Here is a 15,158-nt window from a genome sequence, read left to right on the forward strand (position 1 = left end):
CTACCGAAACTGGTCTAAACTAACTATGTTATTCTACCACAAATATAGTCTGTCTACTTACGCCGAGCTGTACTAGGCGTGAGTTCAAACCCTCAATAAGACTTAAAAAAGCCGGTTGATGAGAGTTAGAGTGCGGGCAGGACTGATTATCAAGTTAAGATTTTGCCCGGACTGAGAAAAAAACACGGCAACACCTGGTAGCAAGCGGAGGTCAAAAAGCGATCGCATTCCCAGGCTGTTGCTGGAATTAAGACCGCACCTAAAAACTCCAGAGTTAATGATCGTAAACAGGATTGTCTTTAGGACTAATTAAATTCAGCAATTTTTGCTTAATCTGAGCATCAAATACTTCCCATTTCAGCCTTGCATAATCGCTCTTCTCATTCCCGCCGGAAAGAAATCCCACCGGAATTTCAAAACCTCCAGCTTGACTTCTGCCGCCCCCAAAAAAGCGTCCTTGAGCATCTTGACCGAAGGCTTCTTTAATAAATTCGTCGGGGTCGAGAGTAAGTTTATTAGTTCGGAGGGAGCCAATTACTACTTCAATTTCTTCGTCTTTGTCGTGAACAATTGCGTAGACAACTGCTGTGTGTACGTTCTCTTCTGTTACTAAAAAGTCCGCCGCTTGGGGAATAGAATCCCGATCGTCATAGCGGAGGTAGCCGATGCCGGCGATCGAAAAATTGTTCTGGACGGTGCGGTGTTTGAGCGATCGCTCGATCGCGTCCATCACCCACTTAGAACGAGACGACTGTAACACTGCATTCAGCAACTGCGGGTCGTAAAACCGACTCAAATAAGCCGCAGCTAAAAAGTCCTCTTCCTGAGCTTGTCTGAGGGCGATCGTATCCGATCGCAAACCGTGCATCAAAGCTGTAGCACACTTGATGTGCAGACTGACGCTGGCGTCGAGAGCTAACATTCCAGACTGTAAATACTCGGCAAAAATGGTGGCTGTAGCGCGGATTTGAGGGCGCAAATCGGTAAATTCTGCGTTCATTTCCCCCTGCAAATTGTGATGATCGATGACGGCGGCGATTGGAACTCCAGCGGCTAAAATATACTGGGTTAAGTTACAAGTCGTCCCTTGATTGTCAATGAAAGCGCAGCCCTGAAACACCGACAAATCCTTAGTTTTTACTGTTTCCAGGGTCCACCGCTGCAACGGCAACCCTGTCAATTTAACTAAGGCAATATTTTCTTGGTGGCTGAGGGCGCCGGCATAGATAATCTCGCATTGGATATCGTACTGTTCGGCGATTAATTTGTAAGTCCAAGCGCTGGAAAGTGCATCGGGGTCTGGAAAATCTTGCAGCAATATTAACTGGCGAGTGCCTTTGTGCCGATCGAACATTTGGCGCAATTGATCGACTTTGCGATCGTGCAATTCCTCGCGGAGACGGCCGCGGTTTTCCTCGGAAACAACTTCGGCTTTGCTGCGCCGTTTCCCAGGCGCATTCACTTCGGCTACAACCTCGCTGCTGGGCTCAAGCTCAACTTTGCGGTTGCCGGATGTTTCATCGGAATTGTTAGGGGGATGGTCTTTCATCGTTAAAAATTAACAATTTAACTATTTCAGGATTTGCGCGACATTCTATCTTAAACCCGGTTTCTTTGTAGATGCCTTGTTGTCAAAGCCCATACTTCTTACTAGAAACCCGATTTAAGAGCGTAAATTCTCTCTTTAACTGTTTAACTTTTTAACTCATGCAGAGAGTGTGCGTTCCCAGGAACGAAGCAATCTCAGGACTCAGAACTTCCGCAAAAAACCCCCGCGCTTGCGCTGACAGGGGTTTTAAAGGCCAATTACATATTTTTGCCATTCTTTGTGCATACCGCTCTTAACGTGTTTAGTCACTTCAAAATAAAGACCGCTGTGAGGTTTCCTAGGTGGATAGCGCAGCGACATTCCCGCTTCTTTTGGCGTGCGGCTGCCTTTATTGACATTGCAGCGGACACAAGCGGTGACGAGGTTTTCCCAACTGTCGCCTCCTCCGCGCGATCGGGGAATCACATGATCGAGGGTTAAATCGTCCCCCGCATAACTACAGTATTGACAAGAGTGTGCGTCCCGGTGCAAGATGTTCCGGCGGGTCAGCGGAATATCCTTATAGGGAACTCGGACGTAATGCCGCAGTCGGATCACAGTTGGTAGCGGGAAGTTTGGCGCAATAAATTTCCCGTTGTGTTCTACCTGTTCTGCTTTTCCTTTTAGCAACAAAACTACCGCCCTTCGCCAATTGGTGATGTTAAGGGGTTCGTAGGAGGCGTTCAGCACCAGAACATTGCCCATTGTTGATTATTAAAGAGAATATTTTTTTCGATGTTAACACAGGTTCCCCTTTAGGTGGGACAACCTCAGAAAGAGCGAGGGGAGCGCAAAAAACGGTGCAAAACCACTCCTTTACCCTATACCTTTGCGCTTGCGCCCCCTGTGGCTGCACCTGTTTTCTGCTTTTGGTGTTTGTCAGCGAGCTTTTTTCCCTGAGTTTTGGCTTAGATGAGGCCAGTGTGTGCGATCGCAAAAATTTGCAGAATAAACTTTATTTTTTTCTCTAAATGCCTAATCTTCCCGGCAACAAACAGTTTAACTTTTTAGACTATTAGTAACCTTAAATGAAAAAGCTTATTACTGCTCATGAAATTTCGGCTCTTAAAGTCAGCTTTTAGCGCGTCAATTATTGCCCTTGTTGCTCCGATTTTAGCAAACAGTCCAGCCTTTGCTCAAACGCCTTCATTCTTCTGTGGCGCTGCTGGCGGTCGCCCAGCTACAATTGCTGTCCAACAAGGCAAAAATATTCCCGTTATTTTGTGGCTAGCTGATAACTATTTCAATGAATCAGGAGAAGACGCGATTACTCGGTGCACCAGAGTCTCAGGAATTCTCAACAACTCACAACCGCAAGGAACTTGGGAGAATATTGTCACAGCAGGTGCATCGCCCACCGGTCAACTAATTATTTGTGCAGCTAATCCTCAAGACGGTTCCTGTAGATTATTATATCAAGTACCCAAAGGCCAAAATCCAGAACAAGCTCGACAAGAACTCTTAAGAAGAGTCACAAATCCTAATGTAAGTGTTTCGCCTGTTAAGGTAAATTGATAGTCATTAGTAGGGACATGGCAATGCCCATAGGTGTCAACTTAAGGTACAACCAATAGTCCGGCAGGGGTTGAAACCCCTGCCTCAAAGCTAAAGTCCTCTAAAAGAGGACTAATGAGTTGAGATTCTTCTCTTCAGTCCTCTTTGAGAGGACTTTCGCTATTAGACAGGGGTTTCAACCCCTGGCGGACTTGATGGATGACTAACGGACTAATGGGCATTGCCGTGTCCTACTTGCAGAGAGTTGAAACTCTTGTAAAATACTTCGGTTGAGTGGCGAAAAAATTGCAGCTTTGCTTCAGCAATTCTTCTAAACCTTCAACCTGCCTCAACCATACAGTGCCGTTGCTTCCAGCTACAGCAATTTGCTTTCCGTCTCGACTCCAACTGACACTAACAACATTTTCCTCGAACTCAAATTGAGCAACCTGCCGCCCCGCTAAATTCCACAGCCGTACAGTCTTGTCAATTCCCACTGTAGCCAGCCGTTCTCCGTCGGGGCTAAAACTAATTGATTTCGCATCAAAATGCAAGGTTTGAAATTCCTTAACTAATTCTTTTTCTGACAGATTCCACAGCCCAACTTTGCCATTCAATGTTACTGTAGCAAAGCGATACTGGTGTTGAGCCGGAGTGAAACTGATCCCAATTGCCTGAACAGGCAGTGTTTTTTTTAGCTTGCCCGACAAATTCCAAAGTCGCACTGTAGATTTGCCATCTAAAGTCGTTATGAAATCGCCCTTTGGGCTAAAATTTACGCTTCTCACTAAGCCGTTGTGACCTGGGAGTTTCTGGCTAGGTGATACTAATTGTGGCAGTTTAGACAAATCCCAAATTGCAGCATAGCTGTCTATCCCTGCCGCGGCTAATAACTTTCCTTCGGGACTAAAACTGATGCTGGTAACAGAGCCTTGGATTCCTTTCAAAGTAGAAATATTTTTACCTGATAAATTCCATATTTTAACCGTGTTATCCCTTCCGGCTGTCGCTAAAAAATTACCGTTTGGGCTAAAATTTACCATATTAACTGACCGCTGTAAAGCTTTCCATTCAGCAATTTTTTTCCCGGAGAAGTTCCACATCCTAACTGTATCGTCTATTCCGGCGGTTGCTAAAATTTGCCTAGTTGGGCTAAAAGTGACGCTGGTAACTGCACCTTTATGAGCTTGCCACTGGATCTTTATTTGCGGACTTGATGAGGCTTTTACCTGCTGTGTTTCACTAATTTCATCGAGAATTATTTGTAAGGCTAACAGCGGTCTAGTTGCTGGGTATTGTTCTAGCTTAGGTTTGTTTTCAACCAATGTTTTTAATTTTTTACCGGAGGCGATCGCCCTCAGTAAAGCTTCTGATAAAGCTTCCGTGTTTTCGGTTTTTTGAGATACCGCTAACAATAAAGCATCGCTGCCATTTTGTTCGATTTCAATACTTGCTTGTGCTAATTTAAACCGCTGGTAAGCAAGAGTTGAAAAGCCGATCGCTGCCAGTAACGATGCTGCCAGTACGGCAGAACCGATGCCGATCCACTGTTTGGCTTTTTGTTTGGCAGAGTGAGCTTCACTCAAAGCTTTTTCGGCATCACAGACAGCTTTTTTAGTTTCTAGTGTAGCTGAACGCAGCAGTTGATTTTGGTCGCTCAAAATAACTTTCTGGCTGGCTGTCAAAAATTGAAAATCTTCGTTTCTCAAACTTTTCCCTGTCGCCCAAACTAATGCTGACTGCAAATCATCTCCTCGCAACAGTTGGGAATCATCTTCACAGCTAGAATTGAGCCAGAGTTTGATGGCTTCGGAGTAAGGCGAGAGTTTTTCTAATTTTTGTTCAATTAAGTCTTGGTTAAATACAGCTTGATAAATAGGATTAGAAATTGTTAATTTTTCCCTACGCTTAACGATTAATCCGCTTAATCGTAATTCCATTTGTTCGGCACTACCATCGGGGACAATTTCAGCTTGTTCTAAAATTTGCTGATACAATCCGAGTCTCCTGACAATCCGTTGGTTTTCTCTGAAAAGCCGATCGCGAATTGTGGACAAATGTTCGGGCACATCTTGAGTTTCCCAATTCTCCACGATTTTCAAGCGCACTACTTTCTCCACCCACTCTTGAGAAGTGTGAATTTTATCTTTCTCCCCCTCTTGGCAAGCGGTGGCAGCATCTTTCTCCCCCCCTTGGCAAGGGGGGGCTGGGGGGGGTAAATTCGGGATTAATTGTGGATTTTCTAGCAGAAGTTTGCACAGCTTTTGAGTCAAAAAAGGTTGCCCGCCCGTCCAATACAAAACCTCTCTCAAAACTTCATGAGGGCTATCTGTCAGGTCTGCCAACCCTGCTGCTAGCGGTTGAGCTTCTGTTTCGTCAAAACCAGTTAATTCGATCGCCTTGCCAATATTAAAAGGGGTATTGCTGCTGGCATTTTGCTCGCGGCACAAATCCGTCGGCGATGCTACGCCTAAGAGGGCCCAAGTTAGGCGATCGAACTCTGAATTGTTGGCGCGCTTGTTGTAGCACGATCGGATTAAGGCTAAAAAATCGTCGGCGGGAAAATCTAGGGCGAGAATGCTGTCGATTTCGTCAATAAAAATGACAATATTGCTGGTAATGTTGGGTAAAAGTACGGTTTCGATGAATTCGCTCAATCTTTGAACCGGGGTTAAAAAATTGCGATCGCGCCACCAAGTACGCACGTTGACAATATCCGACAGGTTAAAGTTATTTTCGAGAATGCGTAGCAAACCAGCATACCACTGTTCGGGAGTAACGCCGCGGTTGCCAATTTCCGAAATGTCGATCGCAGCACAAGCAATTCCTTCATTTCTCAGCCGCTGAATTGTCCGCACCTGCAAGCTAGATTTGCCCATTTGGCGCGAATTCAAAACATAGCAAAATTCCCCGGCTTTCAATCCGTTATAAAGGTCGTCGTCGGCTTGCCGCTTCACATAATTGGGAGCGTTATTGGTGAGACTGCCGCCGACTTGATAGTAACTGGGCTTTGTGGTAAAATTCATATAAGTTATTCGGCGGTTGAAACCGCTACTACACAAACAAAATCCGCCTTCGCGGACTCAAGAAGTGAGGCGGTATTAAAGCATAATTTTGTATAATAAATTGTAGCACAATACAGCATGAAAACTGATTGGAGTGGATATCACCAAGACAAAGACTACTTAAGAGCTGAAATTTGGTCTTTGCTGAAGCACCAAGCCGCATCTATTGGCGATCCGTTTGGTCATATTCCCAACTTTGTCGATGCTGATTTGGCTGCCGAAAGATTGGCAACTTTACCAATATGGCAACAAGCAAAAACGATTAAGTGCAATCCAGATTCGGCGCAAATTCCGGTGCGGATGCGAGCTTTGCAAGATGGAAAACGCCTGTATATGGCAGTACCGCGATTGACAGACGATCGCTGTTTTGTAGAGTTAACTGCTGATGATTTGCAGCGGCAAAATATATCAATTGCCGAAAGTGCGATCGCCCGCAAAGCACTCGCTTGCGGAAAATTGGTAAGTTTTGAAGAAATGGAGCCAATTGATTTAGTAATAGTCGGCTGCGTAGCGGCAGCGCGCAACGGTGGAAGAACCGGGAAAGGTGCAGGATTTGCCGATTTGGAATTGGCTATGTTGAAGGAATTCGGGTTAGTACAAATCGATACGCCAATTGTAACAACAGTGCATCCTTTGCAAATAGTCGCAGATTCGCGTTTACCAATGCAAGCTCACGATTGGGCGCTGAATTGGATTGTTACTGCCCAGGAGGTAATTGAAACTAATACAACTTATCCGCGTCCAATTGGGTTAGACTGGGATAGTATACGGCCGGAACAGTTGGCACAAATTCCAATTTTGCGAAAGTTTAGAGAGCAATTAACCACTAACAAATAGCTTTCAATCAAAATTAAGGCAAAAGAGAATTCACAGCGATCGCCCCAATTTCTATCCCTTCAATAATCGGTATAACAGCCGATCGCCCGAAATCTAATCTTTGACTGTAATCTGGCTGCTCAACTTCAGCAATTGGTTGAGAGTACACCTCAACCTGTTCTTCCACAAGATTCACAATCCAATAAATGGAAATTCCAGCGCGGGCATAAATCCGTTTTTTGACAGTGCGATCGCGTTGAAGCGTCGTATCGGATACTTCAATAATCAGGGCAATATCTTCCGCACCCGGATGCCGATCGAGATACTGTCGCGTATCTCCTCGGACAACCACTAGATCAGGTTCAGGTTCGCTATTGGATAGCGTGATGGGTTCTTGAGAATCGACATACCAACCAGGGGGTAAAATATTCTCTAAAGCTGTTCTGACAAGACGAGTTGTTGCTCGATGCGGTGGATTTTTTGGCATTTTGAAAACCAGCCAACCTTCCAGCAATTCTACAGAGTCATCATCCGTGAGAATACCAGCTTGAATTATCGCATGATACTGCTCGATGCTCAAGCGGAAAATCAGATCGTTCGGAATTGCTGCAACACTTTCGACGGGCGACATAACTGTATAGCCGAGTTAATTGTTGTCTTATTTTAGTTTTTATTTAACGAACCGTGAAGACGCGTTACGCGAAGCGGCGCGTAAGCGCTAGGACGCGAAGTAAGAAAGAAAAAAAGGAAGAAGGTAACTTCATAATATATCTACTTTGTGGTGAACACGCGCCATGCAATGAAAGCTGTAAAAGCTAGATAACCAAATACGGCTATCCAATCTAGCCAATTATCGGAAGTTATCAAAAAAATATCGTTCATGGCTATCATTCACCTGATTATTACTTACCGCAGTTACTGACCAAATTTTACCCGATCGCGCTCAAGTGCGATCGAAAATATTGTCGATACAGTTCGCACCTCGGAATGCACTCGTTCCCCTGCAATCTCACCAACCCCAAACTGTCCAACTTAAAAGCCTGCATTGCCTTTAATTGCACCGGAGAGTCCGCAGCCACAATCTCTCTCATCCCCTGCGCCAACTCAGGATATTCTTCCAAATTCCACAACTGCCGGCGCAAATGGTCGCTGTAAATTCCCGCATCTGCGATCGCAGTTTCTTTTAATTCATCGAGTGTCAAATGCGATCGCGAAATGTGATATAATGCAACTCGCACTAAATACGGATGTCCGCCGACAATTGCCATTAATTCTTCAACTTCTGCATTAGACCAATTTAAGTTGTGGCGCGCTGATAAATCTTGTATTTGCTGAGAGTTGAATTCGGGCAAATCTACGGGCAGTCCGACGTTGAAAGGCGATTGATTGATGTTCATTGGGATGTAAACTTCGGTGGAGTGAACTACAATTAATCGCAGTTTTTTCCAGATGTCGCGCCGCTTGGATTCTTCGTGCCACGCCCGCAGCAGTCCTAAAAAGTCTTCGGCAATGTCGGGATATTGAAAAACGCGATCGATCTCGTCTAATCCTAAAATTAAAGGACTATCGATTTGTGGTAAAATGTATTTTTCAAAGTAATCTTTGCAGTTGACTTTGCTGCCAAATATCTCGTCCCAATAATCATCTAATTGATTGGGTAAGTGCAACTCGCGGCCGACGTAAGCGCAAAACCACTTTAAGAATTTATCTAAGTTGGCGAATACGGCTTTATCTACTAACTGAAAAGTTAGTGGCACTGTGCAATACCCTTGACGGGCTCCGTGATGCAAAATTCTTGCCATCAAGGAAGTTTTGCCCATTTGTCTTGGTGCTTTGATTCTAATTAAGGCGCTGGGCTGCACAATAGTTTGATAACAGCGTTCTTCGATGGGCGGGCGTTCTACATAAAATTGAGAAGCGACATCCACTTGTCCTCCCGGTAATTCCGGTTCAGCGGCGGGTAGAGGTATTTCGTCGCTGCTAATTTCTAATAGCTGTTTTTGTGTTAAACTTTCCGTTTCTTCGGTAACTGGTGCGGGTTCTTCTGCTAGTAAATTCAGGACTTCTTCGATAATAATTGGAGTGTCGGCGGTGGTTTTCCATTCCCTCTGTTTGATGCGGTACAGATAGCCCCGCAAGTCGTGATTTAGAGGCGCATTCAGCGGAAAACCGACGCGGATGGGGAGAATTATTGGTTTCTTGTCAGGGCGGGAGTCTTGCAGTTCTTTTGCTTGCTGAACTTGATATGTTAGCAGTTCGCTTTGATTTCCCGTTGGTGGCAACAGTAGCAGCAAATAATCGCATTCTTGGAGGAATGAATTAATGCGATCGAACCAATTATCTCCTAATCTAATGTTATTTTCTGCTGTAAAAACTGTATGCCCGATCGCGCTTAAAGCCATTTCCAACTGTTTTCCTAACTCGCGATCGGGTTCGGCGCTGCGATAACTGACAAATACTTTAACAATTCTGTTGCTGGCTGTATCTTCCCCTGCCGGCGAATTGTCCAGCTCGTCTAAATTTGTCGGTTCCTCAAGTTTAGCCGATCGATGGTCGCTAGCAGCCAGAGTCATCTCAAAAGCCGCGAACAACTGGCGAATTTTACTCAAATCCGCACCTTCTCTACCCTGCTTAATTTTGCTGACTGTATCCGCACCGACGCCAGATTCAGCCTCGATTTCAGTCAGAGTACCTCTAATGTTATATCGGTCAGACCATTCTTGGAGCGCCTCGTTAAGTTTCTTTAAGCCAGAGGCAGTGAGAATGCGACCGCGATCGCGTGTTGACTTGAGCACTTCGCTTGCAGTGAAAGGGGAACGAATCTAGAAATTTTAACCCCTTAAGTTCCTATTTTGGGCGATTTTAAGGAAGATAATCAGCCAGCCGGAATTTAAGGAATTTTACTTGGGGAGGTTTTTTTGGCGCTCGACTCCTCAAACTCTGTCCTGATAACGGCTTCAACAGTTGAATATATTTGATGAGAAAAAGTTTTTCTTAACTCCCCAATCTCCGCCGCTACTCACCACTTAACTTTTTAGAGTAGATACACCAAGCAAAAAAGGAGCAGCCAAATGAGCAAAATCTTACACAGACTGGCAATGGCCGCTTTGGGAACCGCCGCCATTTTCACAATTAATACACTTAATAATTTAACAGAAGCATCAGCCGCTGGTAAATTTGACGAACCAGAAATTTATCAAAACACAGTTTTTCCACTTGGTATACCGGGCCAGTTGCATAAATAGGCAAATTCATTCATTTAATTAAGGAGAAATTATGAAGTCTACACTGTGTTCGCCGCAACCTATAGCTACCAAATTTGACTCCGTTGATGCTGAGGCGATCGATGCCTGCACTGCAATTGCATGGATGGAATTGGTAGCATTAGATGCCAGCGCTCTCACGGGGGATGATTGGCTGGCTTTGTGCGATGATATAGATAGCGGGGAAATCTACCGCTGCTGGTTTTTGTGGCGAGATCGCGAAGTTAGCGGTAATTGGGAAGCTTACGATCCTTTGAGCGATCGCCGATTTGTTGCGAAAGGAAAAGTTTTTCTCAAAGCTGCGATCGACTCACTCGAAGATGCTAGAAATCGGGAAGTCGCCTAACTTGAATTCATCTCATGTGAATAAAATTTGTGCCTACAAAACAAGAATTCTGCCCAGAGAATTCGCGACAGTACAAACTTTCGTCCGCCTGCGCGAGACAAGAAGAAAAAGGGGTAATAGAACCGGATCTGATATCAGTCCCGGAAACGCAATACTCTCAAAGCAAATAAAAAACTTACGGCTGCGGGCAAGATTTGACTGTATGATGCTATGTGCTTCGTCTCGAAAGCGGTTGATCAGGTTTTTTCAGCCGCTTTCTCGTTGCAGCCGTAAACTCTTTCTCTTCAAACATGACTCTAAAACTGCGATGGCTGTTGCCGGCCGCCCTTAGTCTTTTCTCGATCGCCCTGCCCGCAAAAGCTGATACACTAACATCTTGGCACTTCGATCCCAAGGAAAACCAACTCAATTTAACCACAGATTCAGGAGTGCAGCCGGAAGTTAAACTCATTGCTAATCCCACCCGCTTAGTAATTGATTTGCCGGGAATAGTCTTGGAGTATCCCGAAAGTCCTCAAAGCTACAATTCAGCTATTCAACAGATTAGAGTCGGGCAGTTTGACACGGAAACTACCAGGTTAGTGATACAATTAACTCCCGGTTATAAGTTAGACCCGCAAAAAGTCCGAGTCATTAGAGAATCTGCCACGCGCTGGTCGTTTCAGTTGCCAAATCCAGAGCAAATAGCGGGGAACGAGTCTTTTATACCAACAGCTATTACCCGGATAGAACAAACAACAGCTCAAGTTACGCCCTCTGTTTCGCCGGGAAATCAGAGAAACTATTCGGCTGATTTGGGGCTGTCAACAGGCTCGGAAATGACAGCCATCAAGCCTCAAATCGAAAGTGCGATCGAACAGTATAGATCCCTGAGCGCCGGAATGTTTTTTCTGGATTTAGATACAGGAAACTATTTGGATATCAAAGGCGATCGAGTATTTCCGGCCGCGAGTACCATCAAATTACCTATTCTGATAGCCTTTTATCAAGATGTAGACGCAGGAAAAGTTAGCCTAGACGAAACATTAGTTATGAAGTCCGACTTAGTAGCCAGCGGTTCTGGAACTATGCAAGACGAACCAAATGGCACTCGGTTTAGCATCAGAGAAACCGTAGATAAAATGATTACCATCAGCGACAATACAGCCACCAACATGATTATTGAACGTTTGGGGGGAATTGCTAAACTCAACGAGCGTTTTCGCAGTTGGGGATTAACTGACACCAGAATTCGCAATTGGCTCGGCGATTTTCAAGGAACAAATACCACAAGTTCTGTGGATATGGTAAAGTTGCTGGCGATGCTGTCTGGCGATAAATTAGTCTCTGAATCGAGTCGGGAACAAGCGTTAGAATTACTGCGACACACCACAACTAGAACGCTGTTGCCTTCCGGTTTGGGGCCGGGAGCCGTGATTGCTGACAAAACCGGAGATATTGGCTTTGTAGTTGGCGATGCGGGAATTATTGATATGCCCAACGGTAAGCGTTATTTAGCGGCAATTTTTGTAAAACGTCCTTACAATGACCCGATTGTGAGAGATTTTGTGCGCCGGATTTCCCGGATTGTTTACAATTATTTAGACCAACCTGCGGCGAGAGTACCGGATAATTTGCGTTGATCAGACAATTCGGCGATTGAAATCGCTACTAAACAAACAAAGTCCGCCTTCGCGGACTTGAAGAGAAGATTTTTAATTACTAATGACTATTCTTTGCGCTCGATGGCTACAGTCAAATGAGCCACAACTGCTCCCACTGTAGCAAGTACAGCAGCAATTGGAAAGACTACTGAGCCTGCAACGCCACCCACCAATCCAGCCATCAGCGGAATGTCTGCCAAAGTCCGCCCTTGCGAGTTTTTGATGACAAGGCGGCGGAGTTTTCCTTGCTGAATTAGTTCTTTGACTTTACCAATTAGGCTGTCACCGCTAATCTTAAATTCTTCCACTCTGACTTTTTCCTCTGTTGCAAATTCTGAGGCGAATACATGACTTTCAACTGTTGGGTTGGCTGAATTTCCAGTCGCTGCTGTTTCGTCTTGTAGAATTGTTACTTGTTGTTCTTTTTGTAAGTTCATTTTGTGTAAGGGCGGGTGAAAACCAGCCGTTTAATTTCTATACCCTTATCTTCGGCGATCGCACTTGGGAATGACAGGCAAGGAAACCCTACAATCTGCATTCGTACTTTCCACCCCCGTCTTTTTACTCAAAACTTTATTTTTGTGGCGTTAAATCAGGGCGGGTGTATGTATTCCTAAAGATAGAGAAGATATTGTTGAAACAACCCGTCTCTAGATACAAGTAAGGTGCGTATTCCCAGCCCTGTCAAGGTGGCTGCTGTGTTGAATTTTTAAGTTGAACACCGATCGGCGATCGCTGGCACTTACCCACAAAGCCAACCATTTTCCTTGCCTAATGTCGGCTGAAAACAGATAACCTTAACCGACTTTTCGCTGATCTGTTTAAGCAGTCGATCGGCACGACTTCTTATCAATACGCGATCGCCCAACGAGTAGAACGGGCAAAGCAGTTGTTGAAATTTTCGAGAGCGATTATGGGCATTGCCTTCGAGTGTGGGTTCAACAGCCACAGTTATTCGCAGCACACAGTTTCGGCAATTTACGGGCATGACACCGAGAGTCAGAGCGATCGAATTGAGCGATCGTGCTTTTTACAGTACGCATTGTTAGCTTTTTAAACTACCAAAGCAACAATCCCTTCTCCACACCTATAAAGAAATTCTGTTATGGATTGACAATCAGTCATACTGATTGAATATTTTTGATTTGTTGAGAAATTAATATCAGCTTCATGAACAATTGCATTTCTTCTATCTACTATTAGCTTTAGTGTTGTTTTAGCAGTTTTATCGTCTATAGCCATTTTTTGGGCAATTTTTTGCCATTTTTGCTTTTCCTCCCATATGTAGCTTAGTCCTTCGGCTACTTTTTCTGGATCTTGATATGAAATAGTCTTAAGTTTCTTAACAATTGCTTGTTCAAATATGTGTTCCTTTGGAGGAACTGTTGCAGAAATCAGTTCATTATAAATTGATGTTGATATTGATTCTGCCAGATATTTTGGCGTGGGCTTTCTCTTACCAGTGAAAATTTCCATTATCCCTATGCGAATAACATCATGCATAAGCTTGTCAAAAGCACTTACAGAGTAGACTATTTGAGCTCGCAATAGGTCATCAAATGAAAATGGCGATTTTATGGAATTTTCTAGATATTCATATAGTAAAGTTAAGTTTTTTGCGTCTTCCATGTTTGCCTTAAAGATCGTCAATGCACTATACATAACGTAATAATTCAATCAATTTAGTATTTAATATTTGGAATTTTGTTTTAAATAAATCCCTTTTTTCTTTCATAGTCTCTAAAATAGGACCAGTCTGCTTTATCTCACTATCCAATAATTCAAAAACAGGTACCCCAGCTTTGTATGATTTTGGCAGTAAACCCTGGAAATCTGGTATTTCATCAAGGCAGTAACTACTTTCAATAAAAGCCTCTGTATACAGTTCAGGAGCTAGGGTCATTCCTACCTTAGAAATACACTCAAAAAACTCTCCACTTATCTTCTCTTTAATTTCAGTAATATTATCTCTGTAGGGTTTTGCCGCAAGTCCCTTACGAACGTTGAATCGCTGAATCAAGGTTCCAATAAATTTAGGTTCTCCTTCTAGCAATGGATATGCAGAATCAGCGAATAGCTGAACAGCAGTTTTTTTCCAGGAAACCCATTTGGGCAAGATATTCTTTAAAGTTTCTATCGCCATTACTGAGAATGGGTCGGGATTAGTAGGAATTACAAAAGCATGAGCTGATAAAAACAAATTTTGGTTAATTGCACTTAGACCTGGATTCAAATCTATTAACGTATAGTCAATAGAATATTTCTCTTCAGTAAGTTTAATTAGGTGAGAGAATGCACCAGGTAAGTTTTGCAGCGTTGTTATGGCATTATTGGAGGTCTGAGCAAATGTCAATGCTGCATCATATTCTGACAAATTGGCGTGTCCTGCAAGTAAATATAAAGACGGAGCCCTGGCTGGCGAAAAACAATTTACAGCTTTGATTGGATAAGGTTTCCCGCCAAAAGCAACCTGAACGCCATCTTTAATATTGTGCTGCTTAGTAGAATCATCGAAATAATACTTCTCAAAATCATCGCCTAGAAGTAGGCTCGACAAATTACATTGCGGATCAGCATCTACGACTAGAACGTTATAAGTTTTTGACAGCATCCATCCAATATTATATATAGAGGTAGTTTTACTGACTCCACCCTTGTGATTAAAAATAACTACTCGCTTAGTCATATACTTCCTCTTCCAATTCTGATAATTTTCATTCTGAGCGGAGCAACATAACCTATTATTTAGACTGTCCAAAGCTGTCTAAATAATAGGTTAATATCAACTTACCGCATACTGTTTTATTTGTCAACCCTGATTTTTGTTGTCATTCACGAAAAATTAAACCATTAAACCAGGTTTATTATAAGCTGTTGTGCCTTTAAATAGGGTATAATAAAAAATTAGTTTAGTCAATTTATACAAAAATGCCAGCTAAAAAC

The 15,158-nt window shown here is 43.7% G+C and carries 14 protein-coding genes; 6 read left to right on the forward strand and 8 right to left on the reverse strand.

Going from position 1 to position 15,158, the window contains the following annotated elements; genetic code table 11:
- Positions 1-274 precede the first annotated feature (274 nt).
- Positions 275-1,549 carry a bifunctional oligoribonuclease/PAP phosphatase NrnA gene (locus QUA90_RS28440; RefSeq protein WP_333448571.1) on the reverse strand — a complete coding sequence of 425 codons (1,275 nt, stop codon included), beginning with the start codon at positions 1,547-1,549 and terminating at the stop codon, positions 275-277.
- A gap of 246 nt (positions 1,550-1,795) precedes the next feature.
- Complete coding sequence (locus QUA90_RS28445; protein ID WP_333082663.1) at positions 1,796-2,293, reverse strand: HNH endonuclease; 498 nt, start codon at positions 2,291-2,293, stop codon at positions 1,796-1,798.
- A 345-nt stretch (positions 2,294-2,638) separates the two neighbouring features.
- On the opposite strand from QUA90_RS28445, the gene QUA90_RS28450 reads away from it, so the two are divergent.
- Entirely contained in the window at positions 2,639-3,103 is a 465-nt protein-coding gene (locus QUA90_RS28450) for a COP23 domain-containing protein (RefSeq protein WP_333213399.1), read from the forward strand.
- Between the two features lie 230 nt (positions 3,104-3,333).
- Here the strand turns inward: QUA90_RS28450 and QUA90_RS28455 are convergent, their stop codons facing one another.
- A complete protein-coding gene (locus QUA90_RS28455) occupies positions 3,334-6,108 on the reverse strand; it encodes an AAA-like domain-containing protein (protein WP_333448572.1) in 2,775 nt (924 codons plus the stop codon).
- Positions 6,109-6,225: 117 nt separating this feature from the next.
- Here QUA90_RS28455 and QUA90_RS28460 point away from each other — a divergent pair, with 117 nt between their 5' ends.
- Positions 6,226-6,984 carry a 5-formyltetrahydrofolate cyclo-ligase gene (locus QUA90_RS28460; protein ID WP_333448573.1) on the forward strand — a complete coding sequence of 253 codons (759 nt, stop codon included), beginning with the start codon at positions 6,226-6,228 and terminating at the stop codon, positions 6,982-6,984.
- A 13-nt stretch (positions 6,985-6,997) separates the two neighbouring features.
- Here the strand turns inward: QUA90_RS28460 and QUA90_RS28465 are convergent, their stop codons facing one another.
- Together QUA90_RS28465 and QUA90_RS28470 are read right to left on the reverse strand one after the other, a co-directional pair.
- A complete protein-coding gene (locus tag QUA90_RS28465) occupies positions 6,998-7,594 on the reverse strand; it encodes a Uma2 family endonuclease (protein WP_333329456.1) in 597 nt (198 codons plus the stop codon).
- Positions 7,595-7,892: 298 nt separating this feature from the next.
- Positions 7,893-9,758 carry an AAA-like domain-containing protein gene (locus tag QUA90_RS28470; protein ID WP_333329452.1) on the reverse strand — a complete coding sequence of 622 codons (1,866 nt, stop codon included), beginning with the start codon at positions 9,756-9,758 and terminating at the stop codon, positions 7,893-7,895.
- A gap of 276 nt (positions 9,759-10,034) precedes the next feature.
- On the opposite strand from QUA90_RS28470, the gene QUA90_RS28475 reads away from it, so the two are divergent.
- From QUA90_RS28475 to QUA90_RS28485, 3 genes are all read left to right on the forward strand, one after another.
- On the forward strand, positions 10,035-10,208 hold the full coding sequence (locus QUA90_RS28475; RefSeq protein ID WP_333329449.1) for a hypothetical protein: 174 nt from the start codon (positions 10,035-10,037) through the stop codon (positions 10,206-10,208).
- Positions 10,209-10,239: 31 nt separating this feature from the next.
- Positions 10,240-10,572: a hypothetical protein gene (locus tag QUA90_RS28480; RefSeq protein ID WP_333329446.1), complete on the forward strand. Its 333-nt coding sequence runs from the start codon at positions 10,240-10,242 to the stop codon at positions 10,570-10,572.
- A gap of 290 nt (positions 10,573-10,862) precedes the next feature.
- Positions 10,863-12,194 (forward strand): serine hydrolase, encoded by a 1,332-nt coding sequence (locus QUA90_RS28485; RefSeq protein WP_333448574.1) that lies wholly within the window; start codon positions 10,863-10,865, stop codon positions 12,192-12,194.
- Positions 12,195-12,280: 86 nt separating this feature from the next.
- Here the strand turns inward: QUA90_RS28485 and QUA90_RS28490 are convergent, their stop codons facing one another.
- Positions 12,281-12,652 (reverse strand): DUF4342 domain-containing protein, encoded by a 372-nt coding sequence (locus tag QUA90_RS28490; RefSeq protein WP_333329440.1) that lies wholly within the window; start codon positions 12,650-12,652, stop codon positions 12,281-12,283.
- A gap of 422 nt (positions 12,653-13,074) precedes the next feature.
- Here QUA90_RS28490 and QUA90_RS28495 point away from each other — a divergent pair, with 422 nt between their 5' ends.
- Entirely contained in the window at positions 13,075-13,272 is a 198-nt protein-coding gene (locus QUA90_RS28495) for a hypothetical protein (RefSeq protein WP_333448577.1), read from the forward strand.
- Here QUA90_RS28495 and QUA90_RS28500 read toward each other — a convergent pair.
- A complete protein-coding gene (locus tag QUA90_RS28500) occupies positions 13,269-13,844 on the reverse strand; it encodes a HEPN domain-containing protein (RefSeq protein ID WP_333448575.1) in 576 nt (191 codons plus the stop codon). The two genes, QUA90_RS28495 and QUA90_RS28500, sit on opposite strands and share 4 nt — an antisense overlap.
- A gap of 25 nt (positions 13,845-13,869) precedes the next feature.
- Positions 13,870-14,901 carry a ParA family protein gene (locus QUA90_RS28505; RefSeq protein ID WP_333448576.1) on the reverse strand — a complete coding sequence of 344 codons (1,032 nt, stop codon included), beginning with the start codon at positions 14,899-14,901 and terminating at the stop codon, positions 13,870-13,872.
- Positions 14,902-15,158 lie beyond the last annotated feature (257 nt).

The sequence above is a fragment of the Microcoleus sp. D3_18_C4 genome, assembly GCF_036702355.1.
Taxonomy (GTDB): Bacteria; Cyanobacteriota; Cyanobacteriia; order Cyanobacteriales; family Microcoleaceae; genus Microcoleus.